General features: G+C 66.9%; 22 protein-coding genes and 1 riboswitch. Of the genes, 6 read left to right on the top strand and 16 right to left on the bottom strand.

Going from position 1 to position 21977, the window contains the following annotated elements; genetic code table 11:
* Positions 1-6 precede the first annotated feature (6 nt).
* Genes cobF through cbiE form a run of 6 tightly spaced genes read right to left on the bottom strand, consistent with a single transcriptional unit; the run spans position 7 to position 5116 of the window.
* On the bottom strand, positions 7-756 hold the full coding sequence (cobF, locus tag ACLFLU_RS15590) for a precorrin-6A synthase (deacetylating) (protein WP_426413050.1): 750 nt from the start codon (positions 754-756) through the stop codon (positions 7-9).
* The gene (gene cobA / locus ACLFLU_RS15585) at positions 753-1484 is read right to left on the bottom strand and encodes a uroporphyrinogen-III C-methyltransferase (protein WP_426413049.1); all 732 of its coding nucleotides are present in this window, start codon (positions 1482-1484) and stop codon (positions 753-755) included. Before cobA ends, cobF begins: the two co-directional genes overlap by 4 nt.
* Positions 1481-2791, bottom strand: coding sequence for a cobyrinate a,c-diamide synthase (locus tag ACLFLU_RS15580; RefSeq protein ID WP_426413048.1), 1311 nt, complete (start codon positions 2789-2791; stop codon positions 1481-1483). Before ACLFLU_RS15580 ends, cobA begins: the two co-directional genes overlap by 4 nt.
* Entirely contained in the window at positions 2791-3573 is a 783-nt protein-coding gene (cobM, locus tag ACLFLU_RS15575) for a precorrin-4 C(11)-methyltransferase (protein ID WP_426413047.1), read from the bottom strand. Before cobM ends, ACLFLU_RS15580 begins: the two co-directional genes overlap by 1 nt.
* On the bottom strand, positions 3570-3938 hold the full coding sequence (locus ACLFLU_RS15570; RefSeq protein ID WP_426413046.1) for a cobalamin biosynthesis protein: 369 nt from the start codon (positions 3936-3938) through the stop codon (positions 3570-3572). Before ACLFLU_RS15570 ends, cobM begins: the two co-directional genes overlap by 4 nt.
* Entirely contained in the window at positions 3935-5116 is a 1182-nt protein-coding gene (gene cbiE / locus ACLFLU_RS15565; protein WP_426413045.1) for a precorrin-6y C5,15-methyltransferase (decarboxylating) subunit CbiE, read from the bottom strand. Before cbiE ends, ACLFLU_RS15570 begins: the two co-directional genes overlap by 4 nt.
* On the opposite strand from cbiE, the gene ACLFLU_RS15560 reads away from it, so the two are divergent.
* A complete protein-coding gene (locus tag ACLFLU_RS15560; protein WP_426413044.1) occupies positions 5115-5861 on the top strand; it encodes a cobalt-precorrin-6A reductase in 747 nt (248 codons plus the stop codon). The two genes, cbiE and ACLFLU_RS15560, sit on opposite strands and share 2 nt — an antisense overlap.
* Here the strand turns inward: ACLFLU_RS15560 and cobJ are convergent.
* The 7 genes from cobJ to ACLFLU_RS15525 are packed head-to-tail and all read right to left on the bottom strand — an operon-like array spanning position 5837 to position 13732.
* Positions 5837-6571: a precorrin-3B C(17)-methyltransferase gene (cobJ, locus tag ACLFLU_RS15555; RefSeq protein WP_426413043.1), complete on the bottom strand. Its 735-nt coding sequence runs from the start codon at positions 6569-6571 to the stop codon at positions 5837-5839. The genes ACLFLU_RS15560 and cobJ overlap by 25 nt on opposite strands.
* Positions 6568-7299 (bottom strand): precorrin-2 C(20)-methyltransferase, encoded by a 732-nt coding sequence (locus tag ACLFLU_RS15550; protein ID WP_426413042.1) that lies wholly within the window; start codon positions 7297-7299, stop codon positions 6568-6570. Before ACLFLU_RS15550 ends, cobJ begins: the two co-directional genes overlap by 4 nt.
* A 2-nt stretch (positions 7300-7301) precedes the next feature.
* On the bottom strand, positions 7302-7931 hold the full coding sequence (locus ACLFLU_RS15545; protein ID WP_426413041.1) for a precorrin-8X methylmutase: 630 nt from the start codon (positions 7929-7931) through the stop codon (positions 7302-7304).
* Positions 7931-9082, bottom strand: a complete 1152-nt coding sequence (gene cobG, locus ACLFLU_RS15540) for a precorrin-3B synthase (protein ID WP_426413040.1) — start codon at positions 9080-9082, stop codon at positions 7931-7933. Before cobG ends, ACLFLU_RS15545 begins: the two co-directional genes overlap by 1 nt.
* Complete coding sequence (gene cobN / locus ACLFLU_RS15535) at positions 9079-12327, bottom strand: cobaltochelatase subunit CobN (protein WP_426413039.1); 3249 nt, start codon at positions 12325-12327, stop codon at positions 9079-9081. Before cobN ends, cobG begins: the two co-directional genes overlap by 4 nt.
* Positions 12327-13361, bottom strand: a complete 1035-nt coding sequence (gene cobW / locus ACLFLU_RS15530; RefSeq protein WP_426413038.1) for a cobalamin biosynthesis protein CobW — start codon at positions 13359-13361, stop codon at positions 12327-12329. Before cobW ends, cobN begins: the two co-directional genes overlap by 1 nt.
* Positions 13358-13732, bottom strand: a complete 375-nt coding sequence (locus ACLFLU_RS15525; RefSeq protein ID WP_426413037.1) for a DUF1636 family protein — start codon at positions 13730-13732, stop codon at positions 13358-13360. The genes cobW and ACLFLU_RS15525 overlap by 4 nt, the downstream gene beginning before the upstream one ends.
* A gap of 96 nt (positions 13733-13828) precedes the next feature.
* A riboswitch (cobalamin riboswitch) is annotated at positions 13829-14048 on the bottom strand.
* Between the two features lie 40 nt (positions 14049-14088).
* Between ACLFLU_RS15525 and cobO the strand changes: the two genes are divergently transcribed.
* Positions 14089-14724: a cob(I)yrinic acid a,c-diamide adenosyltransferase gene (cobO, locus tag ACLFLU_RS15520; RefSeq protein ID WP_426413036.1), complete on the top strand. Its 636-nt coding sequence runs from the start codon at positions 14089-14091 to the stop codon at positions 14722-14724.
* 11 nt (positions 14725-14735) lie between these two features.
* The gene (locus ACLFLU_RS15515; protein WP_426413035.1) at positions 14736-16184 is read left to right on the top strand and encodes a cobyric acid synthase; all 1449 of its coding nucleotides are present in this window, start codon (positions 14736-14738) and stop codon (positions 16182-16184) included.
* Here ACLFLU_RS15515 and cobD read toward each other — a convergent pair.
* Positions 16173-17138, bottom strand: coding sequence for a threonine-phosphate decarboxylase CobD (gene cobD, locus ACLFLU_RS15510; RefSeq protein WP_426413034.1), 966 nt, complete (start codon positions 17136-17138; stop codon positions 16173-16175). The genes ACLFLU_RS15515 and cobD overlap by 12 nt on opposite strands.
* An 11-nt stretch (positions 17139-17149) precedes the next feature.
* A complete protein-coding gene (gene cbiB, locus ACLFLU_RS15505; protein ID WP_426413033.1) occupies positions 17150-18103 on the bottom strand; it encodes an adenosylcobinamide-phosphate synthase CbiB in 954 nt (317 codons plus the stop codon).
* Positions 18104-18224: 121 nt separating this feature from the next.
* On the opposite strand from cbiB, the gene cobU reads away from it, so the two are divergent.
* The 3 genes from cobU to bluB are packed head-to-tail and all read left to right on the top strand — an operon-like array spanning position 18225 to position 20146.
* Positions 18225-18728: a bifunctional adenosylcobinamide kinase/adenosylcobinamide-phosphate guanylyltransferase gene (cobU, locus tag ACLFLU_RS15500; RefSeq protein WP_426413032.1), complete on the top strand. Its 504-nt coding sequence runs from the start codon at positions 18225-18227 to the stop codon at positions 18726-18728.
* Positions 18725-19510, top strand: coding sequence for an adenosylcobinamide-GDP ribazoletransferase (gene cobS / locus ACLFLU_RS15495; RefSeq protein ID WP_426413031.1), 786 nt, complete (start codon positions 18725-18727; stop codon positions 19508-19510). Before cobU ends, cobS begins: the two co-directional genes overlap by 4 nt.
* 3 nt (positions 19511-19513) lie before the next feature.
* Positions 19514-20146 (top strand): 5,6-dimethylbenzimidazole synthase, encoded by a 633-nt coding sequence (gene bluB, locus ACLFLU_RS15490; protein WP_426413030.1) that lies wholly within the window; start codon positions 19514-19516, stop codon positions 20144-20146.
* A 132-nt stretch (positions 20147-20278) separates the two neighbouring features.
* Here bluB and ACLFLU_RS15485 read toward each other — a convergent pair whose 3' ends face one another.
* Complete coding sequence (locus ACLFLU_RS15485) at positions 20279-21973, bottom strand: ShlB/FhaC/HecB family hemolysin secretion/activation protein (RefSeq protein ID WP_426413029.1); 1695 nt, start codon at positions 21971-21973, stop codon at positions 20279-20281.
* Between the last annotated feature and the right edge of the window lie 4 nt (positions 21974-21977).

Below are 21977 nucleotides of genomic sequence, written 5' to 3'. Positions count from 1 at the left end.
CCTCGCTTACGGCCTGCGCTTGAGAATGTAACTGTCCATGATCCAGCCATGCCGCTCGCGTGCGGCCTGCCGCGATGCGACGATGCGCGCCCCGACCTCGACCAGCGCGCCGGACATGATGATCTGATCGGCCATGCCGAGATAGGCGCCCCACCAGATGTCAAGCCCGGACGGATCGAGCGACTGGAACGCGGCGCCGCCGTCGAGCATCACAACGACCGTATCGACGCCCGCCGGCCAACCGTCTTCGCGCAAGCGGCGCCCGGTCGTCACCAGAAACGGCTCGCCGATGTCGTTGAGCGGCAGCGCATGCGCCGCGCACAGCGCCTGGATCGAGGTGATGCCGGGCACGACCTCGATATCAGGCAATGGATTGAGCCGCCGCGCGATGCGCAGCGAAGAGTCATAGAGCGAGGGATCGCCCCAGATCAGCAGCGCGACCTTGCCGTCACCGCCGAGATGATCCGCGATCGTCTGCGACCAGCTCGCGGCGACCGCGTCGTGCCAATCGTCCACGCCCTTGCGGTAATCAGCCTCACCGGCGTCGCGCACGGGCAGATCGAACTCGACAATGCGCGTGGTGTCATTGGTGAGCACATCCGCGCAGATCGCCCGCCTGAGATCGGCAAGATCGGATTTTGCCGTCCCCTTGCGCGGGATCAGAACGAGATCGGCAGCGTTGATCGCGCCGATCGCAGCGCGCGTGAGCTGCCCGGGATCGCCGCAGCCGATGCCGATCAGGGAGAGCGTCATCATGACGGTCCGCCCTCCGCCAGCGCGCCGAACATGATCACGGCCGCCGTAGAAGCAGCACCGCCGCGCGCAAGCTGCTCGGCAAGCTCGGCAATGGTGGTGCGCACCAGCCGCTCGTCGGCGCGGCCGAGAGATTCGGCGAACAGCGCCGGAGTGCTTGGTGAGAGCCCCTGCTCGATCAACTTCGCGACCAGCGCCGGAAAGGTGCGCCGGCCCATATAGACCACGGTCGTCGCATCAGGATCGGCCAGCGCCGCCCAGTTCAAATTCTGCGGCAGTTCGCCGGTGACGTCGGCTCCGGTCACGAACTGCACCCGGCGCGAGGTGTGGCGACGGGTCAGGGGAATCCCGGCTTGAGCTGCGGCCACGCAAGCCGAGGTGACACCGGGAACGATCTCGTAGCTGATACCGGCCTCGCGCAGAGTCTCCAGCTCCTCCTCGAGCCGGCCGAAGATGCCGGCATCGCCCGATTTCAGCCGCACCACGCGCACGCCCGTCGCGGCATAGTCGACCAGCAGACGGTTGACGTGATGTTGTTTGGTCGACGGTCGCCCAGCCCGTTTCCCGACCGCGACGAGATTGGCGCCAGGCCGCGCCAGATCGAGGATCGCGCCGGAGGCAAGGTCGTCATAGAGCACGACGTCCGCCTCGCGCAGCCGCGCGGCGCCCTTGAGCGTGAGAAGCTCGGGATCGCCGGGGCCGGCGGAGATGAAGGTGACAAAGCCGCTCACCGGTCCTCCGCGATCAGATGGAAGAACGTGCCGGTGGCGTAGCCGCGCCGCGAGCCGGTTTCGGCGATGACCGCACCGGTTGCGTCGTGCACGACCGCGAGCGGCGTATCGGGCTGGGCGACGATCGTCGAATAGTGGAATTCGTGGCCGCGCAGGCGCGCACCGACCTGATGGCCCGGCATCGGCGCTGCCAGCGCGGCGAGACGATAGCCGAGATGCATGCGGCGCTTGGCAAAGCTGGCCTCCAGTCCGAGCAGGCCTGTCATCTCGTGACGGATACCGTCGGCATCGGTCAAAGCAGTTCCCAGCACCATATACCCCCCGCATTCGCCGTGCACGGGTCGTGTCTCGGCGAAGGCGCACAGGCCGCTGCGGAAGCGCGCATTGGCGGCGATCTTGCCGGCATGAAGCTCGGGGTAGCCACCAGGCAGCCAGCACACGTCGGCGCTTGCGTCGGGCTCTTCATCGGCAAGCGGCGAGAACGTCGAGATCTCCGCGCCTGCCGCGCGCCAGGCTTCCAGCATATGCGGATAGACGAAGGAGAATGCCGCATCGCGCGCGAGTGCGATGCGCTGGCCCGGCGGCGTTACGTTCAGGCCGTTCGCCGCTGATGGCACAGACCACGCGGCTGCGGATCGCAGCACCGCACCGAGATCGACATGCTCCGAGACAAAGCGCGCGGCCTCGTCGATCAATTGTCCGATCTCGGCCTGCTCCTCGGCCTGCACCAGGCCGAGATGCCGCTTCGGCAGGCTGATCTCGGCGTGCCGCGGCAGCGCGCCGAACACGGCGATGCCGACATCATTGAGGGCGCGCCGCACCAGATCCTCGTGACGGGGACTGGCGACACGGTTGAGCACCACGCCCGCAAGGTCCACGCCGGCGCGATAATCACGAAGCCCTGCGGCGATGGCCGCGGCGGTCTGCGCCTGCCCGGACGGATCGATCACGAGCACCACCGGCCAGCCCAGCATCTCCGCGATGTCGGCAGTGGCCCCGGTGCCGGAGACGCCGCGCGCGGCGACGCCGTCGAATAGGCCCATCGAGCCCTCGGCCAGCACGATGTCGGCATCAGTGCCGCGGCTGACGAGATGCGCGATCGTCGCGCGATCCATCGCCCAACTATCGACGTTGACGGAGGCGCGTCCCGTTGCGGCCGCGTGGAACGCAGGGTCGATATAGTCCGGCCCGCTCTTGAAGCACTGCACGCGCAATCCGCGATTGCGCCAGGCGCGCGCAAGCGCCAGCGTCAGTGTGGTCTTGCCGACGCCGGAGGCCGGCGCGGAGATGACGAGGCCGGCCGGCATCACGACACCTCCGGAAAACGCGGCTCGGCGCCGACAGGGCGGTAGCGGCGGTCGTAGTCGGCGGCATAGAGGCGGCTCTCGTCGAAATCCGCAGCACCAATCGTCTTGCCGACCAGGATGAGCGCGGTGCGCTCCATCTCGGTAGCTACCGCTGCATCGAGCGACGCGAGCGTGGCGCGGACGATGCGCTGATCCGGCCAGCTCGCGCGCCAGACGATGGCGACCGGGCAATCCGCGCCGTAATGCGGCGTCAGCTCGGCGACGACCTTGTCGAGCAGATGGATCGAGAGGTGGATGGCGAGCACCGCGCCGGTGGCGGCAAAGGCCGCGAGCTTCTCGCCCTCGGGCATCGCGCTGGCGCGGCCCGGCGTACGCGTCAGCACCACCGTCTGGGCCAGGCCGGGCAATGTCAGCTCAGCTTCGAGCGCGGCCGCCGCGGCGGAGAAGGACGGCACGCCGGGCGTGACCGTGAAGGGAATGCCAAGCGCACGCAGGCGGCGCAACTGCTCGCCCATCGCCGACCAGATCGAGAGATCACCGGAATGCAACCGCGCGACGTCCTTGCCATCCGCATGCGCGGCAGAAATCTCCGCGACGATCTCGTCGAGCGACAGCGGCGCGGTGTTGACGATGCGTGCGCCGGGCGGGCAATGCGCCAGCACGCCCTCGGGCACCAGCGAGCCGGCATAGAGGCAGACCGGGCAGGAAGCGATCAAATCGCGCCCTCGAAGCGTCAGCAAATCTGGAGCGCCCGGCCCTGCGCCGATAAAGTGGACGGTCATGCGCCGTCTCCTTCTGCGATCGCGGCGGTCGCCGTACGATCCTCCGAGACCACGCGCGTTGCAATCAGGCGCGCGCGTGGGCCAGCAGCCGCGAGTGCGGCGGCCTCGGCGACCGAGCCCGGGCCGAACTTTTCCGCAACCAGTTTTGACTGCGTCGGCGTATCGATACTCGCGAGCACATCGGACGGAACGGCCTTGATTGGCACACCGCATTCGCGTGCAAGCTGCTTCAGCACCTCCGCGTCAGCCTTGTCGCTGACGGTTGCCACAGCCGCGAGGCCATCAGAGCCGCCCGCGGCCGCAAGCGCTTCGCGCAGCGAAGCCAGCGTGACATCCTTCCTGAATCCGAGCCCGGCGACCTTCATCGGACCGCACTCCACTGCACCACCGGCCGCGCCGCCTCCCAGGACCGGTAGCGGCCGAGCGGAGCGGCATGCGCAATCTCGACCCGCATCAGCTCGCCGCCATGCTGCTGATGCAGCTCGCCGAGCAGCGCCTCCGTCTCCAGAGTCACCGCATGCGCGACCAGCCGCGCCCCCGGCGCAAGCCGCGACCACACCACGTCGAACGTCACGCGATCAAGACCGCCGCCGACGAAGACGGCGTCAGGTGCTTCCAGCGCCGCGAGCGCTTCCGGCGCCCGCCCTGAGATCACGGTGATCCGATGCGCCAGTCCAAACGCCGCCGCATTGCTACGGATGTTCGCGGCGCGATCCTCGCGCGCCTCGATGGCAATCGCGGTTCCTCCGCACAGCGCCCACTCCACCGAGATCGAGCCGGAGCCAGCGCCGATGTCCCACAACCGCTCGCCGGAACGCGGCGCCAGCGCAGAAACTGCGAGTGCTCGAACCGGCCGCTTGGTGATCTGACCGTCATGGGCGAACAGACCGTCTGGAAGACCGGAGCTGCGGGGGATGCCCTGGCCTCCCCACGCCTGCACGGCCACCGCAACCAGATTCCCAGCGAGGTCCTCAGCAAAGAGATCGGCGCGATGCTGGTCGATGCTTTCGCGTGGGCCGCCAAGCGCAGCGAGAGTCCACAGGAGCGAGGCGCCCCACCCGCGCTGCGTCAACCATTTCGCGAGATCTCCTGGGGCCTTCGCATCACGGACGAGACAAATGATCCGCGCGCCCGGCACGAGATGCGGCAAGAGACGCTCGAACGGCGCGGCGTGGAGACCAAGACAGGCGGTTGCTTCAATACGCCAGCCCAGCCTCGCAGCAGCAAGCGAGAAGGTCGACGGCGCCGGATGCGCAATCCACTCGTCCCCGCCGAGCTTCTCGGCGAGGCTCGCGCCGGCGCCATGCCAGAACGGATCGCCGGAGGCCAGCACTGCCGTCGGCCGGCCTCGGCAGCCCAGCACGACCTCCGCGTCAAACGGCACCGGCCACGCCTGGCCGCGGCTTCCCGCATCTGCAAGCGCAAGATGGCGCTCGCCGCCGAAGACGGTTTCCGCTTTGGACAACGCCTTTCGACTTGCATCGGATAGCCCGGCAAGGCCATCTTCGCCGATACCGATGATGGTCAGCCAGGGATCAGCCATGATGCGCGCCCTTATACTGGGCGGGATTGCCGATGCGAGCTTGCTCGCCGCGGAGATCGCACGCGCAGGCATCGATGCCGTGTATTCCTATGGCGGTCGCACCCGCGCGCCAGCAGCCCAGCCGCTGCCGACCCGCATCGGCGGTTTTGGTGGGGCAAACGGACTTGCCGATTACATTCGCAGCGCAGGCATCACGCATGTGATCGACGCGACGCATCCGTTCGCGGCCGAGATGAGCCGCAATGCCGTTGATGCGTGCGCAGAAACCGGCACTCCGCTGATTGCGCTCGAGCGCGCGCCGTGGAGCAAAGCGCCCGGCGACAACTGGATTGAAGTCGGAGATGTCGGCGTCGCGGCTGCTGCGCTGCCCGTAGCGCCCGCAAAAGTGTTCCTCGCCATCGGCCGCCAGCACATCGCGCCGTTCGCGAGCAAGCCGCAGCATGTCTACACACTGCGCTTCGTCGATCCGCCCGAAGCACCTCTGCCCTTCGCTGCCGATGTGATCGTGTCGCGCGGGCCGTTCACGCTTGACGGCGAGCTCGACATGATGCGCACGCGTGGCATCAATTGGATTGTGGCGCGCAATTCCGGCGGCGACGGTGCCCGCGCCAAGATCGATGCCGCGCGCACGCTCGGCCTGCCCGTGATCATGATCACGCGACCAAAATTGCCCGACCGGCTGCGGGTGGAGAGCGTCGCTGAAGTGATGGAATGGCTCGGTCATCGAACCTGCCTCGGCGCATAGACCCAAAGGCCGACGCGGCGCGTCTGAGAATTTCCGACGATGACGAGCGTGCGCATGTCGGCCATCTCGGGCGTCGCCTCGTTCAGCGTCACGGTCACGATCTTCTCGTCAGGCGCGCTGATCGCGCGCGCGAAGACCACGAGGCGCTCGCCGCAGCCCGCCTCCTTCAACACCGCAAGCGCGCGGCCAAACCCTTCCGGCCGGCTTGCCGAGCGCGGATTGTACATCGCAATCGAAAAATCCGCCTCCGCGGCAAGCCTTAGCCGCTTCTCGATGACCGCCCAGGGCTTGAGATTATCGGAGAGATTGATCGCGCAGAAATCGTGGCCAAGCGGCGCACCCGCGCGCGCGGCCGCGGCCAGCATCGCGGTGATACCGGGCAGCACGCGGATCGGCAGCCCCTGATAGTGCGGCGCCTGCTCGAGCGCCTCGAACACAGCGGAGGCCATCGCAAACACGCCGGGATCGCCGGAGGAGACGATGACGACCTGTCCGCCTTCGGCAGCGAGGCGCAACGCCTCGGCTGCCCGCTGAAGCTCTTCCCGGTTGTCGGAGGGATGCAGGGTGAGACCGGCCCGCGGCGGGACGCGCGCGACATAGGGCGCATAACCCAGAATATCAGTCGCGGCGGCGAGCGCGGCGGAAACTTCCGGCGTCACCAGCGCATCACTGCCCGGCCCGAGGCCTGCGATGGTCAGCGTGCCCGTCATTCGGCGGCGTCCGGATGCCGGCCCTTGCCGTGCACGAGCACGATCGCGAAGTAAGGACAGTCGGCAGCGTCGATCTCGGCGAGCCGCACGACGCGCTCGCCCGGCATGGTGCCGCGCTCGACCAGCCAGGCATCGTCGAGCCGGCCGGCGGACGCGAGCGCACGGCGCACCTTTGCGAGATTGCGGCCGGTCTTCATGATGACGAGCGCATCGGAATCGCGCATGCGGCGTTCGAGCTCGGCTTCAGCCAGCGTGCCCATCAGCACGGTCGTGACGTCGTCGCCGAGTGCAATCGGCTGACCAACGCCGTTCCAGCAGCCGACCATGCCGGGAATGCCGGCGATCACCTCGATCTCGACGCGGCCTTGCAGGCGCGTGTGCAGATGCATGAACGAGCCGTAGAAATAGGGATCGCCTTCGCAGAGCACGACGACATCGACGGCGCGCGCCAGTCGCGCCAGGCGTTCGGCCCATTCGTCGTAGAAGCCGGCTAGCAGCTGGACATAGTCAGGGCTGTCGAACGCGATCTCGGTCGTAACCGGATACTCCATGGGATATTCAGTGACGTCGCTTGCGAGCATGCCCTCGACGATGCGCCGCGCCTGACCGGGCCGGCCCTTCTTGCGGAAATAGGCGACGTGCTTTGCCCCGCGCACGGTACGATCGGCGCGCACGCTCATGAGATCGGGATCGCCGGGGCCGAGACCGCAGCAGATAATGCGTCCCATCGCTATTCGCTCCGGCTTGCGAGCGCGTTCACGGCGGCGACCGTGATGGCGGAGCCGCCGAGGCGGCCTTCGACCGTCAGCGCCGGTACCGGCGGATCGGCCATCAGCGCGGCCTTGGATTCGGCCGCACCGACGAAGCCGACGGGGCAGCCTATGATCGCCGCAGGCCGCGGGCAGTCACGGTCCTCCAGCATGTTGAGCAGATGAAACAGCGCCGTCGGCGCATTGCCGATCGCGACGATCGCACCGTCGAGGTGCGGACGCCACAATTCCAGCGCTGCGGCCGAACGCGTGTTGCGCATGGATTGTGCCAGCGCAGGAACGGTCTCGTCACTGAGCGTGCAGATCACCGCGTTGGCCGCAGGAAGTCTGGCACGCGTAATTCCTTCCGAGACCATGCGCGCATCGCACAGGATCGGGGCGCCCTTCTGCAAGGCCGCGCGCGCGGCGGTCGCCATGCCCTGCGTGAAGCGGACATGCGCCTCGAGACCCACCATGCCGGCGGCATGGATCATCCGCACCACGACCTGCTCCTCATCGGGCGTGAAACGCGCCAGATCGGCCTCGGCCCGGATGGTCGCGAAGGATTGCCGATAGATCGCGGCACCGTCGGTCTCGTAAGCGTGCGGCATCAGTGTCCTCCCATCAGGATGGAGGGATCGCGAACGATGTCGTCGCGGTCGAGCCCGCGCAGGATGGGCTCGTCGCGGGTCGACCCGCCGCGCACGAGATCGAATCCTGCCCCCGTCGCAACCAGCGTGATCGCGGCCGCGCCGGAATGGGCGCACCCCTTGGCGCAGCCCGAGACGTGAAGCCGCGCAGCTCCGCCGATATTCGGCGCGAGCGCCGCGGCAAGCGCGCGGGTGTCGGCATGGGCCTCACGGCAGCGCGGTGCGCCGCTGCAGGCGATAATGCGCAGCGCCGGGTCGTAGGCCTCGGTGATCAGGCCGGAAGCGGCTGGCATCGTCCGCTTGCCCTCGCTCAAGACCATGCGCCATGGCGTCATCCGCAACGCATGCCCGCACCCGGAGAGCTGATTGAGCGTTGCGTGCGGCATCTGACCGAAGGCGACGCCGACCATGGCCCCTTGCGGATAAAGGCCGGGACGCGCCGCCGCCATGATGGGCGCCGGCTCCGTCTCGCCGCGCAGGGCCACGGGCAATTCCGCGCCGGCCGCAAGATGCGTTGCCATGCGCCCGCGCCCACCGTTGGCGACAAACCAGCTTGCGACGGCGAGTGCCGTGGTCACGGCCTCGCCGCGCGCGACGAGGCGGCCAAGCCTTGCGCCATCCGCGCGCACAAGGAGACCTCCGGCAGCGTCACGCTCGATCCGCACGTCGGCGGAATTGCCGGCGAGCACGCGCGACTTGCCGTCATCGATGGCGAAGCCGAATTTCGTCGGAAGCTCGAGTATGGAGTCCGCAAGCACCTCCTCGAGCTCGGCCGCAAGCGCCTGGGTCTCGTCGCCATCGCGCCAGAACGGCGTGACCAGGATGTTGCGCCGGGATTCGGTGTCGGCGTCTGGGTCGAGCAGCGTCAGTTGCGCAAGCCCTTCAAGCAGCAGCCCGTGGCTGCTCTCGCTGACGCCCCTGATCTGGAGATTGGCGCGGCTGGTCACGTCGATCAGGCCATTGCCGTGGAGCTCGGCAAGACGCGCAAGCCCGGCGGTCTGGGCCGCATCGAGCCGGCCGCCGAATGGGCGCACGCGGACCACCAGCCCGTCGCCCGATTGCATCGGCCGCAGCGCGCCGGGACACCAGCCCTTCACCGAAGCCGCGCTCATGATGCCTCCTTCAGCGCGGCCGCAATCGAATTGCGGCGCGTCCGCCAGAGCGAGGCCTCGTGCAGGCGCGTGAAGCAAACTTCCATCGCGGCAAGCGCCGCCGGATTTTCGCGCGCCATGAAAGCACGGACGTCGGCGTCGCCGAGCGTCGCGTCATAGTAGAGATCGAACAGATGCGGCGGCACGGCACCGGCCAGATGGGCGAAGGCGGCCATGTGCTCCAGCGTCGCTGATATCTCGGCGGCACCGCGAAACCCGTGACGCATCATGCCGGCGATCCAGGCCGGATTGGCCGCGCGCGCGCGGACGACGCGCGACATCTCTTCGGTCAGCGTGCGCGCATGCGGCTCGTCGGGGCGGGTCGTGTCGAGGTGATAGAGCGATGGCCCCGTCGCGCCGAGATGTGCAGCAGCAGCCGCCACGCCGGCTTCATGCGCGGCATAGTCGGCGGCGAGCAGCAGATCGGTTTCCGGTAGATCCTGGACGTGAACGAAAGCATCGGCGGAAGCAAGCCGCTGTTCGATGCCGGCGCGGTCGAGTCTGATCTCCCCATCGGCGGAGAACGCCCAGGACGACGCCGACAGCCAGGCCTCGCCGGCCGCATCGCGCGTCTCGGGCGTGAAGGCATCCGGAATTGCCGAGAGGCCGACGCCGTATTGTCCGGGGCGCGGCGCGAACACGCGGGAGGCACGCTGGCGATAGGGATTTTCGTCGCCCTCCTGCTCGCGCGATGCTAGCGCCTCAGTGGCGGCCTCGAACAATTGCGCAAGGCCCGCGAAGACATCGCGGAACAGGCCTGATACGCGCAGCGTGACATCGATGCGGGGACGGCCAAGCTCGGCTGGCGCGACGATATCGTAGCCGGTGACGCGGCCGGAGGCGTGATCCCAGCGCGGCGCAAGACCGGCCAGATGCAACGCCATCGCGAACTCCTCGCCCGCGGTGCGCATCGTCGCGGAGCCCCAGAGATCGACCACGAGGCCTTTCGGCCAATCGCCGTGATCCTGCAGATGACGACGCAGCAGCTCTTCGGCGAGCTTGATCCCCTGCGCATGCGCCGACGGCGTCGGCACCGCACGAGGATCGACGGCGAAGAGATTGCGTCCCGTCGGCAGCACGTCCTGGCGTCCGCGATAGGGCGAGCCAGACGGGCCCGGCGCAACGCGCTGGCCCGCGAGCGCGGCACGTAGTGCGTCCCGTTCCGCATCGCCGCAGGCGCCGCGGCCGAACACATGCAGGCCATCACCGAACTGGCTTTCCTTGAGATCGCAGACGAAGCGGTCGATCCGCGGGATCGCTTCGGCAGGCGCGGCCGAGGCATCGAGACCGAGATCGTCTTCAAGGCCTGCCGCGCGCGCCTCGTCGCGGATCGCCGCGATCAGGCGCTGGCGGCGGGCGGGATCGAGACCATCGGCGGTCGAATATTCGTCGAGCAGACGTTCAAGCCGGCGCAGGCCGTCCGGCACCGCCGATTGTTCGAGCGGCGGCGGCAGATGGCCGATGGTGACCGCACCGATGCGGCGCTTGGCCTGCGCGGCCTCGCCGGGATCGTTGACGATAAAGGGATAGACGACCGGCAGATCGTCGATCAGGGCTTCCGGCCAGCATTGCGAGGACAGCGCCACGGATTTCCCCGGCAGCCATTCCAGCGTGCCGTGCGCGCCCATATGCACGACGGCATCGATCCCCTGCCCGCGGAGCCAGAGATAGAACGCGACATAGGCGTGGCGCGGCGTGCGGGCGAGATCGTGATAGTCGGAATCGCGCGTGGTGGCATCGCCACGCTCGGGCTGAACTGCGATGATCGAGCGACCGCACTGGATTGCAGCGAAGTGGAATGCGCCGTCGCGGCAGCTCGGATCATTTTCCGACGCGCCCCAGGCTTGCGCGAGATCATCCTGCAGGACCTGCGGAAGGCGCGAGAGCGCCGCGCGGTAATCGACGACACTCCAGATCAATTGCTGCGTGAGCAGTGTCTTTCCGAGCCTTTCGACTGGCGCAACATCGAAGCCGGCCTTGGCGAGATCGGACACCAGCGCTTCGACCGAAGCGAGCGCGTCGAGACCGACCGCATGCGCGATCTGGTGCGGACGTCCGGGATAGTTCGAGAGCACGATCGCTAGCCGCTTCTCGGCGGCCGGCGTCTCCGCAAGCCGTCGCCAGGCCGCAACGCGGGCGGCGACGGCTTCCACACACCCCTCATCCGGCTGATGGGCCAGATGCGAGAATTGCAGATCCGGATCTCGAGCCGCAGCAGACTTGAAACTCACCACGCCCGCGAACAGGCGGCCGTCGACTTCGGGCAGCACCACATGCATCGCGAGATCGCCGGGCGACAGGCCACGCAGCGACTCCGCCCAATCCTCGCGGCGCGCCGATGAGAGCGCGACCTGGAAGACGGGACATGGCGCAGCATCGAACGGCGTCGTGCCGTCGTCACCTATCGCGGAGAACGCCGTCACATTGACGATCGCGGCCGGAGGATTCTTCGCGAAATATGTCCTTAGCCAATCAGAGACGCCGGTGGCCTTTAGCGACGTGACAAACACGCCATGCGCATCAAAGCCCTTCTCGCGCAGCGCGGCGATCAGCGCATCGACCGGCCCCGTGTCGGCTGCGGTGAGATAGGAGCGATAGAACGCCACCAGCGCGCGCGGCTTCCCCTCGCTCGCCACGGGCGCCGCGATCACGCCGCGTGCGGGATCGTAAAAGCCCATCTCGGGAACGGTCATCTCGCCGGTGACTGGCCCGGCGTAAAGGCCTGAGGCCAGTGCGAGTTGCGCGATCGCGGCTTGCGCCGCAACGGGACCACCGGTGTCGCAGAGAACCTTGAGCCGGCGCAGCGTCGAGACCGGCAAGGTGGAGTACGCATCGAGCCGCGTGTCGTCGCGGCCATCGGCCGGCAACACGGCGAGCACGATATTGCGATCTTTCGCCAGCTGCTGGAGCGCCGCCAGCCCGTACGGCCAGTAGGACTCACCGCCGATCAATCGCACCAGAATGCCGCGCGCTTGCGTCAGCGTGCGCTCGACATAGGTATCGACCGACAGCGGATGACGGAGCTCCGCGAGGTTCGCCAGCCGCAGCGACGGCAGGCTGCTCTGGCCACGCCGCCAGCCGGCCGCGAACGCCGCAAGATCGGAGTCCGAGTACGAGAGCACCACGAGATCGGCCGGGTCCTGGCCGATGTCCCTTGGCGTCGCGGTCTCCTCCAGACCGCGGCTCTCGCGGAAGACGACGTGCATCAGACTCCCAATCCCGCCTTGATGGCGGCCTCGTCGATATCGCCGTGCTCGCCGATCACGACGAGCTTTGACTGCCTGTGGCCCGCGCCCCAGGGCTTGTCGAACTGATGGCGCACGCGCTCACCGACCGCTTGCAACAGCAAGCGCATCGGCTTGCCCACAACCGCGATATAGCCTTTGACCCGCAGCACGTTCTGCTCGCGCGCCAGCCTCTGCACGGACGCGACCAGCGTATCGACATCCGAAACCTCAGGAAGGTCGATCACGACCGAAGCAAAGTCGTCATGCTCGTGCTCCTCCTCGCCATCATGATGCGAGGGGCGCGCGGCAAGATCGTTCTCGGCGGCAGCGCCGAGGCCGAGGATGACGCGTGCATCGATGGCGCCGTCGGTGATGGGCAGCATCGGCACGCGACGCGGCATCTCGGCGGTAATCAACGCCTTGGCGGCCTCGATGCCGGCGTGACCCGCCAGATCCGCCTTGGTCAGCAGCACGATATCGGCGCAGGCGATCTGGTCCTCGAACACTTCGGACAGCGGCCTCTCGTGATCGAGATTCTCGTCCGCCGCGCGCTGTGCTTCGACCGCATCCGGATCCGGCGCAAAGCGGCCCGCCGCGACCGCCTCGGCATCGGCGAGCGCAATCACACCGTCGACCGTGATGCGCGAACGGATCTCCGGCCAGTCGAACGCCTTAAGCAGCGGCTTCGGCAAAGCGAGCCCCGAGGTCTCGATCAGGATGTGATCGGGCCGCACCGGGCGCGCCAGCAGCTTCTCCATGGTCGGGATGAAATCATCGGCGACGGTGCAGCAGATGCAGCCATTGGCGAGCTCGACGATGTTCTCTTCCGGGCAGTTGGCATCGGCGCAGGACTTCAAGATCTCGCCGTCGACGCCCTCGCTGCCGAACTCGTTGACGAGCACGGCGAGCTTCTTGCCGTTGGGATTGGCGAGCAGGTGCTGGATTAGCGTGGTCTTGCCGGAGCCGAGAAAACCGGTGACGACAGTCACAGGGACTTTTGCGAGCGAGTTCATTCGGCGGCCTCCGGCAACACGGCAATGGGGGGAATGCGGGCAAGCGACTGCTTGCGGAAGATTTCGGGACGGCTGCGCCAGGGCACGAGGCCGTCGGGCGCGGCGGCATAGGCGGCGGCGCCCGCGACCACGTCCTGCGCGTTGGCATCCGACAGCCGGCCATAGACATAGGACCAGCGGCCGGGCGCGCTGAGCGCGACCGAGCAGCCCTGGCTGCATGCAGACAGGCATTCGACAGGAACCACGTTGATGCCGTCGGGCACGCCGGCCTCGAGGATCGCACCATGCAGGCGCTTGCCGGGCGTGACCTCGCCCTCGTCCAGCGTCTGGCCGGCGCGGCAGGTAATGCAGACGTGCAGTGTGACGGTCATCGCCTCTTCCAGAAGTGTCAGCGGGAGGCGAAGAGGCCCACGAACCGTTCTTGCGAAGGCCCGTTTCCCCGTCGCGGAACACCCCGTCCGCCGGTCCAAAAATCGTCCGCGCTGGCAGGTCTCCCGGCTTGCGGAGCAGGGTTTCCCCTTCGATCCCCGCCTTCCCGATCCGCAAGGTGGATCAGTGGCTTTGGGCATCTCTCCGGTCACGGTCGCGGGGGCGGCTGCAGTTTGGACCCAAATCTTGCCGATTCGGACCCTATCGCATTCCCTCTTCGCCTGTCATAGGACAGGAACCAACGCCGGGTCACCATTTGCCCCCGGCCGCCTCTTGTCAAGCCGAAGGACCCTGTCAGATGACGCCTGAACCGGATACTCAAACGGCCGAGGAAAACGCCGCCGGGCACGCCGCCAAAATGGCGAAGATCAAGGCCGCCCGCGACAAGATCATGGCGACCAAGAGCGGCGAAAAGGGCCTCATCATCGTCCATACCGGCTCCGGCAAGGGCAAGTCCTCCTCTGCCTTCGGCATGATCGTGCGTTGCGTCGCCCATGGCTTCCCCTGCGCGGTCGTGCAGTTCATCAAGGGTGCCTGGGATACCGGCGAGCGGCGCCTGCTCACCGGCCACTTTGGTGAGCTCTGCCAGTTCCACGCCATGGGTGAAGGCTTTACCTGGGAGACGCAGGACCGCGCCCGCGACATCGCGGCGGCGCGCGCCGGCTGGGAGAAGGCCAAGGAGCTGATTCTCGATTCCAATCTGCGCATGGTCGTGCTCGACGAGATCAACATCGCGCTGCGCTACGACTATCTCGACATCGCGGAGGTCGTCGACTTCCTGAAGACCTCGAAGCCGCTGATGACGCATGTCGTCCTCACTGGACGCAACGCCAAGGACGAGCTGATCGAGATCGCCGATCTCGTCACCGAGATGACGCTGGTGAAACATCCGTTCCGCTCCGGCATCAAGGCGCAAGCCGGCGTCGAGTTCTGAAGACTTCCGTGATGGCGCGCGCATTGATGATCCAGGGGGCCGGCTCGGACGTGGGCAAGTCGCTCATCGTCGCCGGCCTCGCGCGCGCCTTTACGCGGCGCGGGCTGCGTGTGCTCCCGTTCAAGCCGCAGAACATGTCGAACAATGCGGCCGTCACCATCGACGGTGGCGAGATCGGCCGCGCCCAGGCGCTGCAGGCGCTGGCGGCAGGCGTCGAGCCGCACACCGACATGAACCCGGTGCTGCTGAAACCCGAGACCGATGTCGGCGCGCAGGTGATCGTGCAGGGCAAGCGCATCGCGACCGCGCGTGCGCGCGACTATGCGGCGATGAAGCCGTCCTTGATGGGCGCCGTGCTGGAGAGCTTTGAGCGGCTGAAGACGCGTTCTGATCTGGTGCTGGTCGAAGGCGCCGGCAGCCCGGCCGAGGTGAATCTGCGCAAGGCCGACATCGCCAATATGGGCTTTGCGCGCAAGGCCGATGTGCCGGTGGTGCTGGTCGGCGACATCGACCGCGGCGGCGTCATCGCGCAGCTCGTCGGCATCAAGACGGTGATCGATCCTGACGATGCCGCGATGATCCAGGGTTTTGTCATCAACAAGTTTCGCGGCGATGCCACGCTGTTCGACGACGGCTACAGACTGATTGAGGCGAAGACCGCATGGCGCGGCTTCGGCGTGCTGCCGTGGTTTCCACGCGCCGGCGAGCTGCCGGCCGAGGATGCGCTCGGCCTGAGCGACGCGCGCAAGCCGGGCCAGTGCAAGATCGCATGTCTCGCGCTGTCGCGGATCGCCAATTTCGACGATCTCGATCCGCTGAAGCTCGAGCCGGGCGTCGATCTCGTGATGGTACGTCCGGGCGAAGTGATTCCCGGCGACGTGCGTCTCGTCATCATCCCCGGCTCAAAATCCACCCGCGGCGATCTCGCCTTTCTGCGCACGCAGGGCTGGGACATCGATCTGCTCGCGCATCACCGCAGGGGCGGGCATGTGCTCGGCCTCTGCGGCGGCTACCAGATGCTCGGGCGCAACGTCGCCGATCCCAGTGGCATTGAAGGCCAAGCGGGCGACACGCCGGGCCTTGGTCTTCTGGATGTCCAGACGGTCATGAGCCCGCAGAAGACATTGACGCGCGTTGCGGCCGTGCATGCGGCGACGAATCAGCCGATCCAGGCCTACGAAATCCATATTGGCCGCACTGACGGTCCGGATCGCGTACGGCCGTTCGCGAAACTCAATGGCGAGCCGGAAGGCGCGATCTCGAGCGATGGGCGCGTGCAAGGTAGCTATCTGCACGGCTTGTTCACGTCGGACGAATTCCGCAAGGCATTCCTTGCAAAGCTCGACATTCCCGCCGGCAACGAGCCCTATCACGCCAGGGTCGAGACCGCGCTCGATGCCCTTGCCGATCACATCGAGAAGCATCTCGATGTCGAAGGATTGCTCGCGCTAGCGCGCTAGCGCCTCGGCAAGGCGCGTCCATTCCGCCTCAGCGCCCGGAAGCCCCAGGCGCAGCCATGTCGGCACTTGCGCGAACACACGCGACCAGATCTGGCCGCGCGCGAGCTTCTCCTGCGCGGCAAGCGCATCTGGCGTCTCGTACAGACGAAAGAGCGGCGCACCGCCAACGAGCCGCCAGCCCTGCGACTGCACCATGTCGTCGAGGCGCGCACAATCACGCACAAGCCGCGCTGACGTCGCCTTGGCCCAGGTATCGTCACGCAAGGCACGCCAGCCGATCGCGATCGCAGCTCCAGAGACCGGCCATGGACCTGACGCCGCCGCGAGCTTGCCGATGTCATCCGCATGGCCGATCGCAAAACCGAGCCGCAGGCCAGCAAGGCCATAAAACTTTCCGAACGAGCGCAGGATCAGCAGCCCCGTCCGCCCCGCTTCCGAAGCGAGCGAGAGCTCGGAGACGGAATCAACAAAACTCTCGTCGATGACGAGGTGACCAACCCGCGGCAACACCGCGAGCAAATCCTTCGGCGCGTAACGGCGCCCGTCGGGATTGTTCGGATTGACGACGATGGCGAGGTTCGCCCCCGCCAGCGCATCGAGCGCCCTCACCTCCTCGACTTCCCATCCTGCGGCCGAGAGGACGGGAGCATATTCATTGTAGGTCGGCGCGAGGATGCGTGCGCGGCCGCGCGTCGCAAGCTGCGGCAGCAATTGAATGGCGGCCTGTGCGCCGCCCATCGCGACGATCGGTGCGCTCGTGCCATAGGCGTGTTGGGCGGCCTGATGCAGCGACTCGATCTCGGATCGGGACGGCAGTGCCTGCCAATGGTGCGCGGGTATCTCGCCGACGGGATAAGGCAGCCGGTTGATCCCGGTCGACAGATCGATCCAGTCTTCCACACGCCCGCCAAAATGCTGCTGGGCCAGATCGAGATTTCCACCGTGCTCGCGCATGCCCCGTTCTTTCACGCGAAGGCCAGGATCGCAAGGACGCTTGCGAGCAGCAGCATGGCGCGGCGGTAGACGGTCAATCCCTCGCCGATGTCGGCGGCGAGAGGATCGCGGGCGCCTTCGTTGAGCCAGGGCTCGTCGGTCACGCTGCCGTGATAGATGCGGGGGCCGCTGAGCCGCACACCAAGCGCGCCGGCCATCGCTGCCTCCGGCCAGCCGGCATTGGGCGAGCGATGACGGCGCGCATCGCGCGTCATGCACGACAGCGCCTCGGATCGTCGCGGCGCGAGCAACACGAACAGAAAACCGGTCAGACGGGCCGGAATGAAATTCGCGACATCGTCGATGCGCGCAGCTGCCCAGCCAAAGGCTTCGTGCCGTTCGCTGCGATGGCCGATCATGGAGTCCAGTGTGTTGATTGCCTTGTAGCCGAGGATGCCCGGCAGGCCAAACAGTGCACCCCAGAACACCGGCGCGACGATGCCGTCGGACGCGTTCTCCGCGAGGCTCTCGATCGCCGCGCGCGCGATCCCGGCTTCATCGAGCACTGCGGGATCGCGACCGACGATACGCGAGACCGCTTCGCGCGCCGCAGCGATGTCGCTGCCCAGCAGAGAATTCGCGACGGCCGCGACATGATCGTGCAGCGAGCGCAAGGCGACCAGCGGCCAGGCCAGAATGCCGACCAGCACGGTTCCGATCCAGCCCCAAGGAAGCAAGAACCGAAGCAAGGATTGAAGCAGCCAACCGAGCGCAATTGCGAGCGCAATCACCAGAAGCGCGCCGGCGACGCCGGCAGCGCGGCGGAGCGCCGGTGGGTCAGACGTGCGATTCCAGCTGGCGTCGATGGCGGCAATCAGCCCACCCAGCCAGGTCACGGGGTGGCCGATCCGCGCAAACAGTTGTGACGGCCAGCCCAGCAGGGCATCCACCGCCATCGCCACCACCATCGCGCCCGCAAAACCCACGCCAGCCTCCTGTCCCGCCCCTGTTGCGCAAAGCCAGCGGCGAGCGCAAGCCCCCGGGTGCCTGATTTCGGCTTTGTCTTTGGCCGCGATTGGTGATTAGTCAGGCCCACAGGAGACCTTGATGGCCGTCATCTTGATCACGGGCGGAGCGCGATCGGGCAAGAGCAAGCGTGCGGAAACGCGCACGCGCGCCTTCCTCGGGCAGCCCGTCTATGTCGCGACGGCCGAGGCGCTCGACGCGGAAATGGAGGCGCGTATCGCCAAGCATCGCGCGCGTCGCGGAACCGACTGGATCGAGCGCGAGGTGCCGCTCGATCTCGTGTCCGCGCTGGTCGCAACCGATGGCGGCGGCGCGCGGCTCGTCGACTGTCTGACGCTGTGGCTCTCCAACCTGATGCATGCGGAGCGCGACTGGGAACGCGAGGTGACCGAGCTCGCCGCCGCCCTGCCCCGCCTCAGGAGCCCGGTCGTCTTCGTTACCAACGAGGTCGGACTTGGCATCGTGCCCGACAACGCATTGGCGCGTAGCTTTCGCGACGCGGCCGGGATCATGAACCAGACCATTGCGGCGGCCGCTGACGAAGTCGAGTTCGTCGTGGCCGGCCTGCCGATGAAACTGAAATGACGCCGCGCGCCGACATCCTGAAAGACGTCGTCGCCGATCTCAGGATCGCGGCGTCCTTCGTGACGATCGTGCCGGTGGCATCGTCAAAACCGGCCGGCGATGGTGACATCGCACGCGCGACCTGGGCGCTGCCGGTCGCGGGATTGTTGGTGGGCCTTGCAGGCGCAGCATCCTATGCGCTCGCGAGCAGACTGGGGCTGGCGCCAGGCATGGCCGCCCTGCTCGCGCTCGCCACAACGACCCTCATCACCGGCGCGCTTCACGAAGATGGGCTTGCCGACACCGCCGATGGCCTCGGGGGCGGGCGGACGCGCGAGCGCAAGCTGGAGATCATGCGCGACAGCCGGATCGGCAGTTATGGCGTCTGCGCGCTGATCCTGTCGTTCGGCCTGCGCTGGAGCGCGTTGGCCGCAATCGGCAATCCATGGGCCGTGATGCTGGCCTTGTGCTCAACCCACGCTGCGGCCCGCGCCGGCGTGCCGGCCTTCATGTCGCTGGTCACCCCGGCGCGTCCCGACGGGCTCTCCGCACGCGCCGGATCGCCGCCGGGCCGAAGCGTGGCCATCGCCTTCGCTGTTGGAACGCTCGCCCTCGCCCTTGCGCTCGGACCGGCCAAGGCGCTGGTCGGCCTGGCCTTGCTCTCGCTCGCGGGGCTGATCCTGGCGCAGCTTGCCATCCGTCAGATCGGCGGGCAGACCGGAGACATTCTCGGCGCTTTCGAGCAGGTCGGCGAGATCCTGATCCTGCTGGTGGCCGCAGCCTTCCTTCACGCGGGAGGATGATTAATGGTCGAGTTCGACGACACCTTCCGCCGGCAATTGCGCGAGCTGTTCGTGTGGCGCCGCGACGTGCGCCGCTTTCGCACCGATGCGCTGCCCAACGGCGCCGTGGAGCGGCTGATCGAGACGGCCTGTCTGTCGCCGTCGGTCGGCCTGAGCCAGCCGTGGCGCTTCGTCATCGTCGATGATGCGGCACGGCGCCGCGCCGTGATCGACGATTTCAGGGCGTGCAACGCCGACGCGCTGAATTGCTATTCCGGCGATCGCGCAGCGCGCTATGCCGCGCTCAAGCTCTCGGGCCTCGAACAGGCACCGGCGCATCTGGCGATATTCGCGGACAAGGCCAGCGACATCGGCCACGGCCTCGGCCGCGCGACCATGCCGGAGACCACCGAATATTCCGTGGTCGCAGCGATCACCGCCATGTGGCTCGCCGCACGCGCCGAGGGTATCGGGCTCGGCTGGGTGTCGATCCTCACCCCGGAGCGCATCCACAGCGTGCTCGACGTGCCCGCCTCCTGGAAATTCATCGCCTATCTCTGCATCGGCTATCCCGAGGCGGAGTGCGATCAGCCCGAGCTCGAGCGGGCGAAATGGGAGCACCGGCGAGGTCCGGACGAATTTACGCTGCGGCGCTAATCAAGCCGCATCCCAGATCCATCCTCTCGTCATTGCGAGCGCAGCGAAGCAATCCAGAATCTTGCCGCGGAGGTAGTCTGGATTGCTTCGCTGCGCTCGCAATGACGGCTGAGAGAGGCGTGCAACCCGCCGCTACGACCTGCTCTTGTCGGCAATGGCCGCCACAGGCGTGGCACTCTTTTGCTTCTCGAACATCAGCAGCGGACGGAGGATGACGCGGCCATAGGCCTCGTAATGATGCTGGGTCGAAACGGCATTCTTCAGCGGCGTCGCATAATTGGCTTCGAACGTCATGAACTGCGCATATGTCCAGGAGAAGCCGACGCCGACCGAGGCCAGTTCTGTGACGCCGGGGAACGTCGAATACACCGCACCCATGTCGGTGAAGATGTAGGTGTCAAATCCCCTGAGCCATTGCGACCAGTTGTAGTGCAGCTCGGCGTTGAAATAATAGCCGCTGTCGCCGGACGCCGCGTTGGTCGGATAACCACGTACTGTGGTGGGACCACCGATCGTGAAGATCTGGTCGCCCGGCAGCAGCTTCTCCTGCGTGTACTGCCAGCTTGCGAGCACGTTGGTGCTAAAATTGGCGGGGCCCGCGGCACTGGTCGCGATCATCGTGCCGGTATAGGTGTTGAACGTGCGATTGTTGCCGAGCACGTGGTCTTGCCATTCGATGTAGTTGACGGCGGGCGAAACCGTAATCGAATAGGTGTTGCCGGAATTGGTCACGGAGACGCCGGCCGTGGCCTTGTCGTAATGGTCGTCGGTCACCGCGACGGTCGAGAACCGGCTCACCGTCTTGCCTTCGGTCTCTGCGGCGTTGAGCAGCACCAGCCAGTTCTGCGTCACCCAGACCGGCTGGCTGAAATTGACCGCGGCCTGGCTCGACCGTCCCGTGACGTCGAGCGCGACGAACGGCCCATCGATGATCTTGATCTTGCCTTCGGTGTAGCTGACGCCGGCGCGGCCGCCCCAGGGGTTGACCGGGATGCTGTAGGCCACGTTGCCGTTGAGGTTGCCGTCGGAACGGACGCCGTAGAAGGTCAGGCGGTCGTCAACGCCGAACAGGCCGTGGCGCTTGTAGAAAGTGCCGCCTTCCCAGCGGCCGGTATTCTCCGCGGCCTGGTTGTCGACGAAGAGCTGCCAGGTATCGACCGGCGGCTCGATTACCGCAAACTGCAGGTCGGTCAGGCCGAAGCTCGAGCCGGGCTGGAGCAGCGCCTTGATCTGAACGTCGTTGGTCCGGTTGAACCAGGTCACGTCGCGATTGAGTTTTGGAACGTCGAGGACCTCGCCTTCCGGCTCCCTCACGCGCTGGAGGATGTAGTCTGTGCGGGTCTGCTTGTTGCCCTCGATGGTCGTCTTCTGGAGCCGGCCTTCGGTCAGCTTGATCTTGACCGTCCCATCCTTGGGATCCTGATCAGGCAGGGTCGCGATGCCGGTCACGATGCCGCGCTCGGTGTAGATCGCATTGATATCGGCAACGATCTGCAGCAGCGTCGCGATGTCGACGTTCTTGCCGACATATTTCTTCGCGATCTCGTCGAGCTCGGCCGGCGTGATGAATTTGGAGGAGTCGAATTCGAGCTTGCGCAGGCGGAATTTTGGACCGCCCGGCTTCATGAACGGCGACTTCTCACGTGCGCCGCCGATCACGGCCGGACCGTTCAGCTTGGGTGGCTCGCTCTGCTGTTCGAACTGGCGGCGTTGGCGATCGATGTCGTTCTGGATCGCACCGGGATTGATCGAGGGCACCTGCGCGCGCGCGGCCACGATGCTCGACGCTGCAAGCCCGACCCCCAGTGCTGCCCCCAGAACCCGCATCTCG

Origin of the sequence: Bradyrhizobium ganzhouense (assembly GCF_049949285.1) — a bacterium.
Taxonomy (GTDB): domain Bacteria; phylum Pseudomonadota; class Alphaproteobacteria; order Rhizobiales; family Xanthobacteraceae; genus Bradyrhizobium; species Bradyrhizobium ganzhouense.
The sequence above is the reverse complement of the archived record's forward strand: the minus strand, read 5'-3'. Positions and strand labels throughout refer to the sequence as shown.

What these genes read in the sequence shown, in the direction of transcription:
- cobF (WP_426413050.1), bottom strand. Translation starts at nt 756, where the DNA reads ATGATGACGCTCTCCCTGATCGGCATCGGCTGCGGCGATCCCGGGCAG.
- ACLFLU_RS15580 (WP_426413048.1), bottom strand. Translation starts at nt 2,791, where the DNA reads ATGCCGGCCGGCCTCGTCATCTCCGCGCCGGCCTCCGGCGTCGGCAAG.
- cobM (WP_426413047.1), bottom strand. Translation starts at nt 3,573, where the DNA reads ATGACCGTCCACTTTATCGGCGCAGGGCCGGGCGCTCCAGATTTGCTG.
- ACLFLU_RS15570 (WP_426413046.1), bottom strand. Translation starts at nt 3,938, where the DNA reads ATGAAGGTCGCCGGGCTCGGATTCAGGAAGGATGTCACGCTGGCTTCG.
- ACLFLU_RS15560 (WP_426413044.1), top strand. Translation starts at nt 5,115, where the DNA reads ATGATGCGCGCCCTTATACTGGGCGGGATTGCCGATGCGAGCTTGCTC.
- cbiE (WP_426413045.1), bottom strand. Translation starts at nt 5,116, where the DNA reads ATGGCTGATCCCTGGCTGACCATCATCGGTATCGGCGAAGATGGCCTT.
- cobJ (WP_426413043.1), bottom strand. Translation starts at nt 6,571, where the DNA reads ATGACGGGCACGCTGACCATCGCAGGCCTCGGGCCGGGCAGTGATGCG.
- ACLFLU_RS15550 (WP_426413042.1), bottom strand. Translation starts at nt 7,299, where the DNA reads ATGGGACGCATTATCTGCTGCGGTCTCGGCCCCGGCGATCCCGATCTC.
- ACLFLU_RS15545 (WP_426413041.1), bottom strand. Translation starts at nt 7,931, where the DNA reads ATGCCGCACGCTTACGAGACCGACGGTGCCGCGATCTATCGGCAATCC.
- cobG (WP_426413040.1), bottom strand. Translation starts at nt 9,082, where the DNA reads ATGAGCGCGGCTTCGGTGAAGGGCTGGTGTCCCGGCGCGCTGCGGCCG.
- cobN (WP_426413039.1), bottom strand. Translation starts at nt 12,327, where the DNA reads ATGCACGTCGTCTTCCGCGAGAGCCGCGGTCTGGAGGAGACCGCGACG.
- cobW (WP_426413038.1), bottom strand. Translation starts at nt 13,361, where the DNA reads ATGAACTCGCTCGCAAAAGTCCCTGTGACTGTCGTCACCGGTTTTCTC.
- ACLFLU_RS15525 (WP_426413037.1), bottom strand. Translation starts at nt 13,732, where the DNA reads ATGACCGTCACACTGCACGTCTGCATTACCTGCCGCGCCGGCCAGACG.
- cobO (WP_426413036.1), top strand. Translation starts at nt 14,089, where the DNA reads ATGACGCCTGAACCGGATACTCAAACGGCCGAGGAAAACGCCGCCGGG.
- ACLFLU_RS15515 (WP_426413035.1), top strand. Translation starts at nt 14,736, where the DNA reads ATGGCGCGCGCATTGATGATCCAGGGGGCCGGCTCGGACGTGGGCAAG.
- cobD (WP_426413034.1), bottom strand. Translation starts at nt 17,138, where the DNA reads ATGCGCGAGCACGGTGGAAATCTCGATCTGGCCCAGCAGCATTTTGGC.
- cobU (WP_426413032.1), top strand. Translation starts at nt 18,225, where the DNA reads ATGGCCGTCATCTTGATCACGGGCGGAGCGCGATCGGGCAAGAGCAAG.
- cobS (WP_426413031.1), top strand. Translation starts at nt 18,725, where the DNA reads ATGACGCCGCGCGCCGACATCCTGAAAGACGTCGTCGCCGATCTCAGG.
- bluB (WP_426413030.1), top strand. Translation starts at nt 19,514, where the DNA reads ATGGTCGAGTTCGACGACACCTTCCGCCGGCAATTGCGCGAGCTGTTC.
- ACLFLU_RS15485 (WP_426413029.1), bottom strand. Translation starts at nt 21,973, where the DNA reads ATGCGGGTTCTGGGGGCAGCACTGGGGGTCGGGCTTGCAGCGTCGAGC.